Annotated in this window: 14 protein-coding genes; 6 read left to right on the top strand and 8 right to left on the bottom strand. The window is 46.8% G+C overall.

Going from position 1 to position 16,403, the window contains the following annotated elements; translation table 11 throughout:
* Positions 1 to 49 precede the first annotated feature (49 nt).
* Together purU and OJ16_RS05055 are read left to right on the top strand one after the other, a co-directional pair.
* Positions 50 to 883, top strand: a complete 834-nt coding sequence (gene purU, locus OJ16_RS05060) for a formyltetrahydrofolate deformylase (RefSeq protein ID WP_040988044.1) — start codon at positions 50 to 52, stop codon at positions 881 to 883.
* 202 nt (positions 884 to 1,085) lie between these two features.
* Complete coding sequence (locus tag OJ16_RS05055; RefSeq protein ID WP_040988042.1) at positions 1,086 to 1,667, top strand: hypothetical protein; 582 nt, start codon at positions 1,086 to 1,088, stop codon at positions 1,665 to 1,667.
* Positions 1,668 to 1,732: 65 nt separating this feature from the next.
* On the opposite strand, the gene OJ16_RS05050 is transcribed toward OJ16_RS05055, so the two are convergent.
* Positions 1,733 to 3,736: an NADPH-dependent 2,4-dienoyl-CoA reductase gene (locus OJ16_RS05050; RefSeq protein ID WP_040988818.1), complete on the bottom strand. Its 2,004-nt coding sequence runs from the start codon at positions 3,734 to 3,736 to the stop codon at positions 1,733 to 1,735.
* A gap of 410 nt (positions 3,737 to 4,146) precedes the next feature.
* On the opposite strand from OJ16_RS05050, the gene sppA reads away from it, so the two are divergent.
* Both sppA and ansA read left to right on the top strand, forming a co-directional pair.
* Positions 4,147 to 5,997 carry a signal peptide peptidase SppA gene (gene sppA / locus OJ16_RS05045; protein WP_040988816.1) on the top strand — a complete coding sequence of 617 codons (1,851 nt, stop codon included), beginning with the start codon at positions 4,147 to 4,149 and terminating at the stop codon, positions 5,995 to 5,997.
* A gap of 145 nt (positions 5,998 to 6,142) precedes the next feature.
* Positions 6,143 to 7,159, top strand: coding sequence for an asparaginase (gene ansA / locus OJ16_RS05040; RefSeq protein WP_040988041.1), 1,017 nt, complete (start codon positions 6,143 to 6,145; stop codon positions 7,157 to 7,159).
* A gap of 55 nt (positions 7,160 to 7,214) precedes the next feature.
* Here ansA and OJ16_RS05035 read toward each other — a convergent pair whose 3' ends face one another.
* From OJ16_RS05035 to OJ16_RS05015, 5 genes are all read right to left on the bottom strand, one after another.
* Entirely contained in the window at positions 7,215 to 8,102 is an 888-nt protein-coding gene (locus OJ16_RS05035) for a DMT family transporter (protein WP_040988040.1), read from the bottom strand.
* A 462-nt stretch (positions 8,103 to 8,564) separates the two neighbouring features.
* A complete protein-coding gene (gene serS, locus OJ16_RS05030; RefSeq protein ID WP_040988039.1) occupies positions 8,565 to 9,872 on the bottom strand; it encodes a serine--tRNA ligase in 1,308 nt (435 codons plus the stop codon).
* Positions 9,873 to 9,963: 91 nt separating this feature from the next.
* Positions 9,964 to 11,253 (bottom strand): replication-associated recombination protein A, encoded by a 1,290-nt coding sequence (locus tag OJ16_RS05025; protein ID WP_328286855.1) that lies wholly within the window; start codon positions 11,251 to 11,253, stop codon positions 9,964 to 9,966.
* 63 nt (positions 11,254 to 11,316) lie between these two features.
* Positions 11,317 to 11,913 carry an outer membrane lipoprotein chaperone LolA gene (gene lolA, locus OJ16_RS05020; RefSeq protein WP_040988037.1) on the bottom strand — a complete coding sequence of 199 codons (597 nt, stop codon included), beginning with the start codon at positions 11,911 to 11,913 and terminating at the stop codon, positions 11,317 to 11,319.
* Positions 11,914 to 11,998: 85 nt separating this feature from the next.
* The gene (locus tag OJ16_RS05015) at positions 11,999 to 12,613 is read right to left on the bottom strand and encodes a YecA family protein (protein ID WP_040988814.1); all 615 of its coding nucleotides are present in this window, start codon (positions 12,611 to 12,613) and stop codon (positions 11,999 to 12,001) included.
* A 217-nt stretch (positions 12,614 to 12,830) separates the two neighbouring features.
* Between OJ16_RS05015 and OJ16_RS05010 the strand changes: the two genes are divergently transcribed.
* Together OJ16_RS05010 and dusC are read left to right on the top strand one after the other, a co-directional pair.
* Positions 12,831 to 13,400: a prepilin-type N-terminal cleavage/methylation domain-containing protein gene (locus OJ16_RS05010; RefSeq protein WP_040988036.1), complete on the top strand. Its 570-nt coding sequence runs from the start codon at positions 12,831 to 12,833 to the stop codon at positions 13,398 to 13,400.
* Between the two features lie 91 nt (positions 13,401 to 13,491).
* Positions 13,492 to 14,442 (top strand): tRNA dihydrouridine(16) synthase DusC, encoded by a 951-nt coding sequence (dusC, locus tag OJ16_RS05005; protein WP_040988034.1) that lies wholly within the window; start codon positions 13,492 to 13,494, stop codon positions 14,440 to 14,442.
* Between the two features lie 122 nt (positions 14,443 to 14,564).
* On the opposite strand, the gene OJ16_RS05000 is transcribed toward dusC, so the two are convergent.
* Entirely contained in the window at positions 14,565 to 15,359 is a 795-nt protein-coding gene (locus tag OJ16_RS05000; protein ID WP_040988032.1) for an ABC transporter ATP-binding protein, read from the bottom strand.
* Positions 15,356 to 16,291 (bottom strand): ABC transporter permease, encoded by a 936-nt coding sequence (locus OJ16_RS04995; protein WP_040988030.1) that lies wholly within the window; start codon positions 16,289 to 16,291, stop codon positions 15,356 to 15,358. The genes OJ16_RS05000 and OJ16_RS04995 overlap by 4 nt, the downstream gene beginning before the upstream one ends.
* Between the last annotated feature and the right edge of the window lie 112 nt (positions 16,292 to 16,403).

Here is a 16,403-nt window from a genome sequence, read left to right as displayed (position 1 = left end):
TCGAACAACATCATCATACGCAAAAACAAATCACGGAAGTACGAGCAAAATGGAAAAAAAAACACTGCTAACACATTGTAGTGATGCACCTGGATTGATTTCAAAAATCACCAACATCTGTTACAAACATCAGCTAAATATTATTCATAACGCCGAGTTTGTTGATAATCCAAGCGGTCACTTTTTTATGCGTACCGAATTGGAAGGCTATTTTAACGACCACACTTTTCTTGCCGATCTCGACCAAGCACTACCGACTGGCGCTAAGCGTAAGCTTATGGATGCCAGCCGTAAGCGCGTCGTGATTTTAGTGACTAAAGAAGCCCATTGCTTGGGTGATATTTTAATTAAAAATTATGATGGTAGCTTAGACATCGATATCGCCGCCGTTGTCGGCAACTATGACTCTTTGCAAGGCTTAACAGAGAAATTTGATATTCCTTATCACTGCGTCAGCCATGAAGGTTTAACACGCGAAGAGCATGAGCAAGCGATGTTGGATATCATCAATCCTTATCAAGCGGATTACCTTGTTCTGGCGAAGTACATGCGCGTACTAACCCCAAGCTTTGTGGATAATTTTCATCATAAGATCATCAACATTCACCACAGCTTCCTACCCGCCTTTATTGGGGCCAAACCGTACCAACAAGCCTTTGAACGAGGTGTAAAAATCATCGGTGCCACCGCACACTTCGTTACCAATGATCTCGATGAAGGCCCAATCATCAAACAAGATGTGATTCCTGTCGATCATACGTTTAGTGCGAAAGACATGGCGCAGGCTGGCCGAGATGTTGAAAAAAGTGTGTTAAGCAAAGCATTGAACAAAGTGGTTAATGACCATGTCTTTGTTTACGGCAACAAAACCGTCATCTTATAGTCGCCCTCACCCAAAATGTTCAGCTGAACCGTTTCTGCGTCACGTTCAGCTGAAATTTTCATCTTTAGAGAAAACCCGCATCTAAATCAGTGAAACGTTTGCGTTCTCAGCCTATGATGAGCCGCGTTGATATTTTTGCCACTTGCAATGCATCAACACAAAAAATCACATACTGAAAATTATATTAATAACGAGTCACCAAATGAAAAAAGCATTCCTTATTGCTGCCGTTTCGGCTGCACTATCATTGCCTACTGCGCTGTTTGCTGCTGAGCCAGTTGAATTCCAAAAAATCCCTCAGATCATGAGTCAATTTGATTCAGCGGATCTCTATGTTAAAAAAGCCCCAACCCTAGGCCGCCTACCAAAACAACAAGAATTAGGCCAAGATTTCCCAACTTATGTGGCAGATGGCAAAGGTGGTTACACGCTTGAAACCAATAACATCATGACCGACGATGTGGTTGTCGCGAGCATGCATAGGCCTATCGTTGATGAAGTCTATAACCAGTGGCTTATTCCTACTGATGTGTGGGTAGACACTTACGGTGATTTGCCAACCTCGACCGAATTTGAATCATTCAAACGCATTACCACCATTAAAGCGGTTAAAATTGATGAACAAATGCTTGAGCTTTTGGGCAGCACGGACGGAAAAACAGCCGTGATTAAAGTCAGTTGGGATGATAAAGGCATGAAAGTGTACAAAGATGGCTACCTTGCTGACTACGAGTACGGTATTGCGCCAAAAGAAATGCACGAAAACTACGAACTGGCGAAATAGTCCGCCAGTTAAAACAACCATCCCTCCAAATGGAGGGATGGTTGTTTTAAACGATATTCATTGGGTTACAGCTTTAAGCCCAACTCGACGCCTTGACGAATCGCGCGCACCGCATCGAGCTCGCCCGCATGATCTGCCCCACCAATGACATGCAATTTGTCGCCAAACTGTTGCCATTGTTCTTCAAACGGCCGCACCGACTCTTGTCCGGCACAGATCACCACTTTATCAGCGGCAATCAATTGAGCCTGACCATCTAACTCAATGTGCAAACCTTCTTCGTCAATCGACTCGTAACTGACTCCGCCCAGCAAATGCACACCGCGCTTTTCAAGGGTCCGTTTATGTATCCAACCCGTCGTTTTTCCGGGTCCTTTACCAACTCGCCCTTTACGACGCTGCAATACCCACACTTCCGTATCGCTTGAACAGTCCGGAAATGGGTATAACCCTCCCGGATGAGCAATGTCTTTATCAATTCCCCAATCATGCAACCAATCGTCGAGTTGGTTATCTTGTGGTTCGGTGATCATGGTCGCGATATCAATACCAATGCCTCCCGCCCCGACAATGGCCACTTTGTCGCCTAAGTACGTTTTCTCTTTAATCAGCGTTTGATAATCAATGACTTTTTCTTGATTATTGATACCTTGAATATCCACCTTACGCGGTTGCACTCCCGACGCGATAATCACTTCATCGTACTCTTGGAGTAAGTCGAAATCGGCTTCTGTTTCCAGATGTAACTTGACGCCAGTTTCGTCAATTTGATTGGCAAAGTAACGTATGGTTTCTCGAAACTCTTCTTTGCCTGGAATCTGCATCGCAAGACGAAATTGACCGCCAATTCGGTCGCTGCGCTCAAACAAATCAACTTGGTGACCTCTTCTCGCTAATGTCGTCGCGCAGGCAAGCCCAGCCGGCCCCGCGCCGACAACCGCGACCGTTTTCACAACCTTCGCGCTCTGTTCTATCAACTCCGTTTCACGGCATGCATAAGGGTTCACCAAGCAACTGGCTCGCTTGCCTTTAAAGACGTTATCCAAGCACGCTTGGTTGCAACCAATGCAGGTATTAATCAATTGCGCTTGCTGTTTTTCGGCTTTGATGACGAAATCGGCATCGGCGAGAAATGGCCTTGCCATCGACACCATATCCGCTTGGCCTGAAGCCAAAATACGTTCCGCTTCTTCTGGCATATTGATTCGATTGCACGTGATGATCGGGATCGACACATGCGGGCGCACCTTTTCCGTCACCCAAGCAAATGCGCCCCGTGGCACTTGCGTGGCGATCGTGGGAATCCGCGCCTCATGCCAACCAATACCGGTATTAAGGAGTGTCACGCCAACTTGCTCGAGCGCTTTGGCTAGTTCAATCACTTCCTCAAAAGTGCTGCCTTGCTCAACCAAGTCCAACATCGACAAACGAAAGATGATGATAAAGCGCTCACCAACAACCTGACGAATCGCCTTAATAATGTCGAGCGGCAAGCGCATTCGGTTTTGATAACTGCCGCCCCAATCATCGTAACGATTATTGGTACGTTGACAGATAAATTGGTTGATTAGATAGCCTTCTGAGCCCATGACTTCGACACCGTCATAACCCGCTTGTTGAGCAAGTCGAGCGCTGTTGGCAAAAGCCTCAATGGTTTTAAGAATTTGCTTTTCACTCATTTCGCTCGGCGCAAACCGAGCGATTGGGGCTTTAATTGCCGAAGCACTTTGCGCGAATGGATGCATCGCGTAGCGACCGGCATGCAACAGTTGAAGAGCGATCTTCCCACCATGTTGGTGAACCGCCTCCGTCACAACTCGATGCGCATCGGCGTGTTTCGTTTTACTAAATTCGGCGCTGAATGGGTGCAATCGACCACGCAGATTAGGTGAGAAACCACCCGTAACGATAAGCCCTCCCCCCCCTTTTGCTCGCTCAGCATAAAAGGCAGCGAGTTTATCGAGGCCACGCTTGTCTTCTTCCAATCCCGTATGCATTGAGCCCATCAGGACGCGGTTCGGCAATTGAGTAAAGCCTAAATCTAGAGGTTTGAGTAAGTTCGGGTACATGGCTGACATCACTCTTCTTTTATTATTCTGGTCTGACCACAATATGCATAAGCAACACAAAAATCAAACATGCATTTACATTTTTGAAACATTCATCAAGTTATCATTGCTGATTCACCAATCATGGCCACAAGATGTCAGTGATTGACTAAATTTATATTTGAAACTGCTTAATCGAACTGGCTTGAATCTATGAGTTTCAGTAGGATGTCGTTATAAACTAGGAATTTATATCCCCCTAAATAAGTGTTTGAACATTCTTATTATTGAAAGTAACGGCGAACAAACTTATCTAGATTGGTATAAGCGGCCTTAACACTGTGTCTTTTTCATAACAAGATCGCTGCAAAGTTGAAATCGGGTTATGACAAGGCATCTTGGTGATTGATGTCGCGCACAGCGGAGAAACAATGAAAACAATATTTAAGTATATCGGCCTCTTTTTCAAAGGTATTTGGAAACTGATTACCTTTGTCCGTTTGGCCATCGCCAATCTTCTTTTCCTCGTTGTGATCGCGGCTCTCTACTTCATTTATTCAAGCGCCGAATCACCAGAACCAACGCAGCAACAGCCATCCGCACTGATCCTAAATCTATCCGGTCCTATTGTTGAGCAGTCGACCTACAGTAATCCACTCGATTCACTGAGCAGCTCGCTCTTTGGTAATGATTTACCTCGCGAAAATGTTCTGTTTGATATCGTTGAAACCGTACGTCACGCCAAAAATGACCCTATGATTTCGGGCATCGTTTTGTCGCTCGGTGATATGCCAGAAACCAATTTAACCAAGTTGCGTTATATCGCTAAAGCGTTAAACGAATTCAAGGCAGCAGGTAAACCCATCTATGCCGCGGGTAGTTTTTATAACCAAAGCCAGTATTACCTCGCCAGCTATGCCGACAAAATCTACTTAGCACCAGATGGTGCGGTGATGATTAAGGGCTACAGTGCTTACTCGATGTACTATAAGACCTTGCTTGAAAAGCTTGATGTCAACACGCATGTCTTCCGCGTGGGTACCTATAAATCCGCGATTGAGCCGTTTATCCGTGATAATATGTCCCAAGAAGCAAAAGAGTCCGCATCGCTTTGGTTAGGTCAGTTGTGGGGAGCGTATGTGGATGATGTCGCGACCAATCGTTCTATCGATAACGCAACGTTCAATCCTAGTATGGATGAGTTTCTCACTCTGTTGAAAGAAGCGAATGGTGATCTCGCGGCGCTCTCGTTAAAAACGGGGCTAGTCGATGAACTGGCGACGCGCCAAGAAGTGCGTAAAGCCATGATTGATGTGTTTGGCAGCAATGGCGACGATAGCTACCACTACGTCGATTACTACCAATATTCTGCCACCCTTCAACCAAGCTTTAATGCCAATAACGATGATATCGCCGTCGTCGTGGCGAGCGGAGCGATTATGGATGGCACGCAACCACGCGGTACCGTTGGTGGTGACACCGTTGCTTATTTATTACGTGAAGCGCGTAACGACAATAACGTAAAAGCCGTTGTCCTGCGTGTTGATAGCCCAGGAGGCAGCGCGTTTGCTTCAGAGGTTATTCGCAATGAGATTGAAGCTCTAAAAGAAGCCGGTAAACCGGTGGTGGTATCCATGTCGAGCCTAGCGGCTTCGGGCGGTTATTGGATCTCGACCAGCGCAGACCGCATTGTTGCACAACCAACCACACTCACTGGCTCGATCGGTATTTTCAGTGTGATTACCACCTTTGAAAAAGGACTCAACAACATTGGCGTGTATACCGATGGTGTCGGGACGTCCCCATTCTCTGGCATTGGCGTGACAACAGGAATTCCTGAAAAGGCCGCAGATGCGTTCCAACTTGGTATCGAACATGGCTACCACCGCTTTGTGAATCTGGTTAGCCAAAGCCGTAATATCGCTCTAGATAAGATGGATGGGATTGCAGAAGGTCGAGTATGGACAGGGCAAGACGCACTTCGCCTTGGCTTAGTCGATAAAATGGGTGATTTTGATGATGCTGTGGTATTAGCGGCTGAGCTCGCCAAACTAGACCGCTACAACATCTATTGGATTGAAGAGCCATTAACGCCAGCACAACAGTTTATGCAAGAGTTTATGAATCAAGTGCACGTATCTCTGGGCCTTGATGTGAGCGCATTGTTACCACCAGCATTACAGCCGGTCGTACAACAGCTGAACCAAGATGCAAGCTTATTGCAAAGCTTCAATGATCCCAAAGGTCAGTATGCTTTTTGTTTAAACTGCCAAGTTCAATAACCGCTTACTAATTGGGCGATTAGACCGCCGCAAGTGAACTCACCTCCCACAGGGGCATTGTTGCTAAGCAGTGCCCCTTTTTATTAGCTCATATTTCGTTATAATCCTCGAGTCTGTTCCCCCTACACTTCACTGGTTTCGAGCAATGGTAAGAAAACACATTTATATCGCCTACACTGGCGGCACCATTGGTATGCAGAAGTCACATGACCACGGCTACGTGCCGGTTGCCGGCTTTATGGAAAAACAGCTTGCAAGCATGCCAGAGTTTCATCGCCCGGAAATGCCGGAATTTACCATCCATGAATACGAGCCGCTGATCGACTCGTCGGATATGACGCCCGCTGACTGGCAACAAATCGCGGACGATATTCGTGCCAACTACGATAAATACGATGGTTTTGTGATCCTACATGGCACCGACACCATGGCGTATACAGCGTCAGCGCTATCGTTTATGCTGGAAAATCTTAGCAAACCGGTGATCGTGACGGGTTCACAGATCCCCTTAGCTGAACTGCGTTCAGACGGTCAAGCAAACTTGCTTAACGCCCTGCACATCGCGGCAAATTACCCGATCAATGAAGTCACCTTGTTCTTCAATAACAAGCTGATGCGCGGCAACCGTAGTACCAAATCACATGCCGACGGTTTTAATGCGTTTACGTCGCCAAACCTGCCGCCACTGCTGGAAGCGGGTATCAACATCCAGATCAGCAATGAGATAACGGTTGATGCTCAGCCTGAAGGCGAATTCAAAGTCCATGACATCACCCCACAACCGATTGGCGTGATCACCATGTACCCTGGCATTTCTCACGAAGTGATTCGCAACACCTTGATGCAACCTGTAAATGCAATGATTTTACTGACCTTTGGCGTCGGTAATGCACCACAAAACCCAGATTTATTGGCGCATTTAAAAGACGCCTCTCAACGCGGCGTGATCGTGGTGAACTTAACGCAGTGTTTAGCAGGTAAAGTAAACATGGGTGGTTATGCGACAGGCTGTGCGCTGGCAGAAGCCGGGGTAATCAGTGGCTTTGATATGACGCCAGAAGCTGCACTTGCCAAACTGCATTACCTACTTAGCCAAGGCTTAAGCTACGAGCAAGTCAAACAACAAATGCAGCAAGTATTGCGTGGTGAGATGAGTCTTTAATTCTCTTCTAAGCAAAATGCAAAAACCGGCCTCGAGGGCCGGTTTTTTTATTTCATTATTGCTGCTTTCGTCTAACGAACTGGGGGATCAACTTACCATCGGTTCGGTAGAGGATCAGTGAGAACAAAATCAAACCGCAGCCAATCAACTTGTTGCGAGACAATTCTTCGCCATACCAGATGACACTCAGAAACACCGTCCATACCGGCTCTAGAATCATAATGAGCGCCGCATTGCCCGGGTTGATCTGCTTTTGCGCCATCGTCTGCATCACATAACGCATTGCTGTCGCCAAAATGGTACTGGCGGCAAACCAACCCCAAATGGAAGGTTCAACCGACACCGGCACTGTCTCAAACAACGCACTGGCGACTAAGCCGATCATCCCTGTCACAAACAACTGAATGCAAGTCAACAACATGATTGGCAAGGTTTGCGAATACTTACTATTGATATTGAAGTAAATCGCTAATATGACCGCATTGAGCAAAAACCAAAATTGGCTGATAGAACCTTGCCAGCCATCTTTGAGCGACAGAAACGCTAAGCCTATAAATGCGATAGGTAGTGAGAACCAAAAAATACGTTTTGGCTTTTGTTTAAAGAGTATCCATGCAACAAATGGCACCATCAACATCGACAAGCTGAGGATAAACGCGCCCTCACCCAGCGTTTCGCTGATGGAAATGGCATGAATCCAACTCATCAATGCCATCGCTAACAAGCAGCCGACTGTTGCGGCAGAGCGCACGTCATGCCAACTCGCGCGACGCAGTGCCTTGTAACAAAATGGCAGTAAGCATAAAGACGCGATCGTAAATCTTAATCCAACAAAACCAAAAGGCGGCAGACCTTGAATCGCTTCTTTAGAAAAAATCCAACCGAACGCAGAGAGAACCGTTGCGGAAACTAAAATCAAGACAGCTTTGCGTTCAGCATTCAAAATAATGTACTCGTTATTGTGCGAAGACGTTTTGCTTCATTTTGGGCGATGATGCCAGTTTGATACAGCGAAGGCGAGATAAGTGGCTATTCTATTCTCACCGATTAAGAATGCGCTGTATTACTTTTGTCCACTGCATGGGTTTATTTGCAGCGGCACGTTGTTCACTGCATTGGTAAGTAAAATGCGACTCGTGATCTAAACAGCAGATACGTTTCCTGTTTTCATATTCAATCGCATCGCACTTCTACTGCTTGAGCAGATACCCAGCGTAGCGTTACTTGTTCCTATCATGAATGGGCAGAGCATAGTGTCTCACGCCAATCTCAGCCACGTTTTACCTCTCAAATTGATAAAAATGACAGTTAACTTACATCACATGATGATCTTTCACCCCCCCCTAGATAACAGATACAAAAAAACCGGCCTCGAGGGCCGGTTTTATCAATCTATAAACCGTGATTAACCGATGTATTCAGCACCGTTCATGTATTTCTGAAGCACTGCTGGAACGCGGATACGGCCATCTGCTTCTTGGTTGTTTTCTAGGATAGCAACCATAGTACGACCAACCGCTAGGCCAGAACCGTTTAGCGTGTGAACCAATTCAGGTTTCTTCTCGCCTTTACGACGGAAGCGCGCTTGCATACGACGAGCTTGGAAATCCCACATGTTTGAACATGAAGAGATCTCACGGTAAGTTTCTTGTGCAGGAACCCATACTTCTAGATCGTAAGTTTTGTGAGAACCGAAGCCCATATCACCAGTACAAAGCACAACTTTACGGTAAGGAAGTTCTAGCAATTGCAGTACTTTCTCAGCGTGACCCGTTAGCTCTTCTAGCGCAGCCATTGAATCTTCAGGCTTAGTGATTTGAACCAATTCTACTTTGTCGAATTGGTGCATACGGATAAGACCACGAGTGTCACGACCGTAAGAACCCGCTTCTGAACGGAAACAAGGTGTATGCGCTGTCATCTTAAGCGGCAGATCGGCTTCATCAGAAATCGTATCGCGCATTAAGTTAGTGACAGGCACTTCAGCGGTTGGGATCAAAGACAGTTTACGTGGCTCTTCGTCGTTCACTTTCTCAGCTAGCGGTTCAGTATGGAATAGGTCTTTACCAAATTTTGGTAGCTGACCCGTACCAAACAAGCTCTCTGAGTTGACTAGGTAAGGCACGTACATTTCAGTGTAGCCATGCTCTTCTGTATGAAGATCAAGCATAAACTGAGCGATAGCACGGTGAAGACGAGCAAACTGGCCTTTCATTACGATAAAGCGAGCGCCGGTAATTTTAACCGCACTTGCGAAATCTAGACCATCAGCCATTTCACCTAGGTCAACGTGATCTTTCAGTTCGAAGTCGTAAGCTTTTGGCTCACCCCAGCGAGAGATCTCAACGTTATCATTTTCATCTTTACCGTCTGGCACTTCATCAGAAGGGATGTTTGGTAGAGAAAGCGTGATGTCGTCTAGTTGCGCCATTAAAGCATCAAGTTCAGCTTTTTTCGCTTCTAGATCGCTACCTAGTGTACCGATTTGCTTTTTAATCTCTTCAGCACCCTCTTTATCACCAGCCGCCATTTTTTGGCCAATTTGCTTGGAGATCGAGTTACGCGTGGATTGTAAATTTTCAACTTCGACTTGAATCGACTTGCGTTGTTCTTCAAGGGTACGGATTGTCTCTACGTCTAGCTTAAAGCCACGGCGCGCCAGTTTAGCAGCTGTATCATCCAGCTCTGTACGAAGTAATTTAGAATCCAGCATTGTTAATCCTATGCTTTGAGTTGTGAAAACACGCGTACGTTCCACACACACGCGTTATATAATTTAACCGAATAAATGTATCCAAAAACGACTACTTTTCATAGCGCTTTTGTGGGCTATTTGCGTCTAAATTAGCCAAGTAATCTAACTTTTCGCCGATTTTGCTTTCTAAGCCACGATTGCTCGGCTGATAGTAACGTCTGCCTAACATTTCCGGTGGTAAATACTGCTCGCCAGCGGCGTAGGCTCCCGGCTCATCATGGGCGTAACGATACTCCGCGCCATAACCCAAATCTTTCATTAAGTTGGTCGGTGCATTGCGCAGATGATGCGGTACTTCATACTCAGGTAAGTTATGAGCATCGGTGAGAGCTTGCTTCCAAGCGGTATAAACAGCGTTGCTTTTTGGTGCGCAGGCTAAATAAACGATCGCTTGAGCGATCGCTCGCTCGCCTTCGGCAGGGCCAACTCGGGTAAAACAATCCCAAGCTGAAATGGCAATTTGCATCGCGCGCGGGTCAGCATTGCCGACATCTTCAGACGCAATGGCCAATAAGCGACGCACGATATAAAGCGGATCACAGCCCGCCGCCATCATTCTCGCAGCCCAATACAAAGCCGCATCAGGGTTAGAGCCACGGATAGACTTGTGTACCGCTGAAATAAGGTCGTACCAAATATCGCCTTTGTTGTCGAAACGAGAGACTTTTTCACCCGCGACTTCTGCCAGCAATGGCAAGGTTATCAGCTTTTCACCTTGCTCGTTTTCTTCCGCCATATCGTAGAGCAGTTCAAGGTAATTAAGCGACATACGCGCATCACCATTTACTAGCTCCGCCAGACGATCCAGCACATTATCGACAAACGTCGCCGGCACATCGCCTAAACCCCGTTCTTTATCATTGATCGCTTGTTGCAGCGCCAATTGAATATCCGCGCTCGCCAGAGATGTCAGTTTATAAACCCGAGCACGAGAAAGTAATGCGTTGTTCAACTCAAAGGATGGATTTTCGGTTGTTGCACCGATAAACGTCACCGTGCCATCTTCAATGTGCGGTAAAAAAGCATCTTGCTGCGATTTATTAAAGCGATGTACTTCGTCCACAAACAAGATGGTGCGACGACCTGCAAGTTTGTTCTCACGCGCACGCTCAATTGCTGCTCGGATCTCTTTGACACCAGAGGTGACCGCAGAAACACGCTCCACTTCCGCATTAGCGTAATTCGCCGCAACTTCCGCTAACGTAGTTTTGCCGGTGCCCGGAGGGCCCCACAAGATCATTGAATGGATATGACCCGCTTCAAGCGCACGACGCAACGGCTTACCCACACCCAAAATATGTTGTTGACCAATATATTGGTCCAACGTTTGTGGGCGCATTCTGGCCGCAAGAGGACGAAAATCTTCATCCCCAGAAAAATCAAACAAGTAGTTACTCAACGATTAGTTCCTTTGGTCGTCAACCTCGACACCTTGCGGAATTGCGAAGGTAAAACGATCGGCATTAGGCTTATTCAAATCAATATTAGTAAAGCTGAACTGGCTGGTTTGGCCATCTTGCTCAATCACTCGGAAACCTTTTACCGCGCCTTTGGCGTCAATTTCCAATTTGAATTGACCTTGATTACTGTCCAATGCGGTTGGCGTCAACGTGAACAGGTCACCTTGTTGGCTAACGTTGTAGTTATCCCAATCGCTAGCGCGATTACGAGTTAACAAAACAAACGGCGTTTGCTCTGTTGCTTGCTCTTGCCAGTAAATACTCACTTGCTCGATAAACGGGCTGTAATACCACAGTGTTTCTCCGTCAGAAACTAAAACGTTTTCATCCGGCAGTGTCGTTGTCCAACGAAACAGACTTGGGCGTGCGATTTCTACATCACCTTGGCCTTCCATCACTACATCACCTTCAGGGCTAATCACCTGCTGAGCAAAGTCTGCGCTAAATCCATCGGTCTTTTGTAAACGTTCACTCAGTTCCTGTTGTGGCGTCGCCCACACAGAAAAGCTCGCTAAAAACAGTAGTGCTAATTTTTTCATTGATTCATTCCTGAAATTTATTTACCTGACGGTGATAGCGCCTTTTATATCGAGTTATGACCGGAGAAAGGCAATTATGTTGCGATTATTTTCCGCAGCATTGCTTAAATTTTTTGCCGCTATCACACGAGCAAGGATCATTACGACCTATCGTTTTGTATGGATTAACGCTTTGTCCCTTCGCTCCAACAAGGGCCTCATCCGCCGCTTGTGCAACTTCATTGACCATCAAATCCAGTTGTTCGATAAAGTCAGCAACCGTCGGCGGCGTATCAATACCCGCTTCTTTCATTTGAGCGTGCGTTTGCTCTTCATCAAGCGCCAACATAAACGTGGTTAACAAGGCTTGCAGCATGCGCAGCGTACCATCACTAATGTTAGTCTCTAGCCATTGTGTTTCAATGGTAGGCCACAATGCCATGAAGCCTTGAGCAAAATCGGCAAGCTTTTCTGCTTGATTATCACCAGAGACTAAGCTTTGTAGTGAATACTCATTGCACTTCAAAAAACTGTATTGATGATTAATTTGTCCAACCACTGCGCTGTTTAGCTCTGCGGCATGTTCACCAAACACCTCTTCTAGCCACGACTCTGGTTGCAATGCTTTTGTTGCCAAATTGGCGGCAAGCACCACACCTTCAACAAATATTGGCGATTCTTGATAAGTAGTATTCGTTAAAGAAATAAGTTGATAGTTCATGACCATTTTCATTTTAAATTTCGTAGCCGGTGATTATACCTTGCCGTCGTTCCTCGGTCACTAATTAGCAAGCTGAGCACAATCAGACCAAGCCAAGCAAATGAACACCAGCCCAACCGAATGCTCATTACGTCATTTAAACTTTTATTTTATACAAAATTAGCGCACTATTCGGCTGAAACAAATTTTTACATTTATATTTTTCTGCGAAAATACTATGAATAAGAATAATCAATCCGGCTTTACGCTCATAGAGCTGGTGGTGGTCATCGTGATCCTTGCGATCCTCGCGGTGGTCGCATTTCCTCGCTTTATAAATTATGAAAGAGAAGCTCATCTCTCAACCGCTGATAGTGCTTTTGCCAGTTTTCAGTCAGCGGTTAACCTATTCCATAACAAATGGCTGGTTGAAGGTGAACCGAGTCCTGAACAGTCCGTTGATTATGGCGAAGGCAATATTTTTCCATCAGAGGCCGGTTTTCCAATTTCGGTTGGTAAAGCGGCCAATTCGAAGTACCCAGTGACGGGTGAAAATTGTGCGGAGTTATGGCATGCACTCATGGATGTTGATTTAACCATCCGTGCCTACGGGGCGAGTGGCGATACAGGCACGATATTACCCTCAACCGCCGACATCGCGACTTGGTACAAGGGAAGCGGTGAATGCACGTATCACTACACAACAGGTTTTGATCTAGACGAAAAAATGCCGACGATGCTGTATTCCCCTCTAACGGGTGAATTTACGTTCAAAGTGCAAGGCAATAACTCAAACAATCCTGCTTGACCTCTTTTGATAAAGGCCTTATCGCAGTAAAAAGTGACTTCGCGCTTATTAATCATTAAAATCACGCCTCCCTAACTGGAGGCGTTTTTGTATGCGAGTTGTTTTGGGCCCTATGGAGGGCGTTTTAGATCACCTAATGCGTGAGATTTTAACAGACATCAATGACTACGATCTGTGTGTCACTGAGTTTGTGCGCGTGGTCGATCAGCGCTTACCTGAACACGTCTTTAAGCGTCTTTGCCCTGAATTAGATCAAGGCTCACGAACCAAATCTGGCGTACCCGTTCACATTCAATTACTAGGACAAGATCCTCACTGGATGGCGGAAAACGCTGTGGCGGCCGCAGAGCTTGGCGCACGAGGCATTGATCTCAACTTTGGTTGCCCGGCTAAATTGGTCAACAAAAGCAAAGGTGGCGCGGCGTTATTGCAGCACCCTGAGCTGATTCATAGCGTCGTTAAAGCCTGCCGCGACGCCGTTGATGATTCGATTCCTGTCTCGGCAAAGATCCGCTTAGGTTGGGAAAACCCTGACGACTGCTTTGAGATCGTCAGCGCCATTGAATCTGCTGGTGCCAATGAGCTCACCGTTCATGCTCGCACCAAATCTGGCGGTTATAAAGCCAGTGAAATAAAATGGGATTACATCAACCAAATTCGTCAACGCAGTTCCATTCCACTGATTGCTAATGGTGAAATTTGGAACTACCAAGATGGCCAAGCGTGTATTGAAACCACCGGCATCGATTCACTGATGGTGTGTCGTGGTGCATTCAACGTGCCAAACTTGGGTAACGTGGTCAAACACAACGCCACCATTATGCCGTGGTCTGAAGTGGTTGAATTGATGTTGGTTTACTCTCAATATGAAATGAAGGGTGACAAAGGGTTGTATTACCCAAATCGCATCAAGCAATGGTTCGCCTACCTACGCAACCAATACCCTGAAGCGGCTGACTTATTCCGTGAAATTCGTACCTTCAATAAAGCAGAACCCATTGTTGAACGTATCACGTACTACCGCGATAGCTTACATGGCTAAGCGGCGCTTATTAGTGCGATAACATCTGACTTTAAAAAAATCACCCCATCAGGCGGGCCCGCCTGATGGGGTGATTTTTATTGTTTGAACTGAATCGTTTTAACCGAAAAATTATACTTATCTTAACTCAGTAGCAAACTGTCATCGGCCAACTCTTCACCGCGCACTTTAGAGAACATTTCGAGCAAATCCGGCACCGCCATATTGGCACGTTCTTCCCCAGCAACATCCAAGACAATTTCGCCCTGATGCAGCATCACTGTGCGATCACCACAAGCTAAAGCATCCTTCATAGAGTGCGTCACCATCATCACGGTAAGATTAAATTCCCCGATAATCCGACGAGTCAGATCCAGAACAAAAGCCGCCATGCGTGGATCAAGAGCGGCGCTATGCTCATCGAGCAACAACAATTTACTGTCTGAGAGTGTTGCCATCACCAAACTCACCGCTTGGCGTTGCCCACCAGACAGCAAGCCAATGTTGTCTCCAAGGCGATCTTCCAAGCCAAGGCCTAGAATGCTGATTCGTTCTTGGAACAATTTACGGCGATTCGTCGAAAGTGAATGACTCCAACCACGGCGCTTACCGCGCATGTACGCCAAAGCCATATTCTCTTCAATGGTGAGATCACCACACGTACCCGCCAGCGGGTCTTGGAATACACGCGCACATTGATTGGCTCGCTGTGCCACCGTTTGTCGGGTCACATCAAGTTCATCAATCAACACTCGCCCACCCACAATTGGGGTTTCTCCGGTCACCGCGCCGAGCAGCGTCGATTTGCCCGCACCATTAGAGCCAATCACCGTTAGAAACTGGTGCTCTGGTACTTCTAAATGAATCCCTTTCAACGCTCTATTTTCGAGAACAGTGCCCGGATTAAAGGTGACTTGAATATCTTCGAGACGAATCATACCGCTTCTCCTGACCCTTTGGTTTTTACCGTCGCCGCGCTGGGCGAACTACGCTTTTTTGCCCGCATATTACTCCTAATTTTTGGAGCAATAAGCGCCAGTGCGACCAATACGGCGGTCACAAGATTCAGGTCTGATGCTTGTAAGCCAAACATGCCCGAACTCAAGGCAAAGGCAACCGCGAGTCGATAAAGCACTGACCCCACGATAACGGCCACCACTGCAATCCAAATTTTACGACCCGGGATCAACGTTTGGCCTAGAATGACCGCCGCTAAACCCACCACAATCGTACCGACACCTGACGTTACATCAGCAAAGCTATTGGTTTGAGCAAACAGCGCCCCGGCGAACCCAACGAAACCGTTCGATAAAGCAAGGCCAAAATAGGTATAGAAAGACGTGCTTCCGCCTTGAGCTGAGACCATGCGCGCATTGACGCCAGTGGCTCGAAGACCAAGACCAAAATCACTATTGAGCAGGCGCACCACGAACCACGCAGAAATCAACACCAATACGCCAACAACAAGTGGGCGAACGTAGACCGGATCCGCCAACGCTTCAAATGGGGTTAAAATGGTTTCTTGCCCAAGTAACGGAGTATTGGGACCGCCCATAATGCGAATGTTAATGGAAAAAGCGGCAATCATGGTCAAGATCGACGCCAGTAGATGTAGAATACCGCAACGAACGGCTAAAAATGCCGTCACCCAACCCGTCATTGCCCCCGCAATAACCGCCATTCCCGTCGCTAGCCAAGGGTTGATTCCAGCAACAATCGCGGTGGCCGCAACCGCGGCTCCCATCGGAAAGCTGCCATCAACACTCAGATCTGGAAAATCAAGCACACGAAAAGTCAGGTAAACGCCCAGCGCGACCAAGCCATAAACAAGGCCAATTTCAAGCGCACCGAAAAATGCAAAAGCAGACATACGAACTCCCTTCTCTGCTTAATGCCAATCTAGGTTAACCGTCATCACGAATCACATAATGGTCATCAATGGTCGGTTCGATTGGCAAAGTGGGCAATGAACGCATTGCCCT

This window comes from Vibrio renipiscarius (genome assembly GCF_000827885.1).
Lineage (GTDB): Bacteria > Pseudomonadota > Gammaproteobacteria > Enterobacterales > Vibrionaceae > Vibrio > Vibrio renipiscarius.
This window is presented reverse-complemented; position numbering and strand designations above follow the sequence as displayed.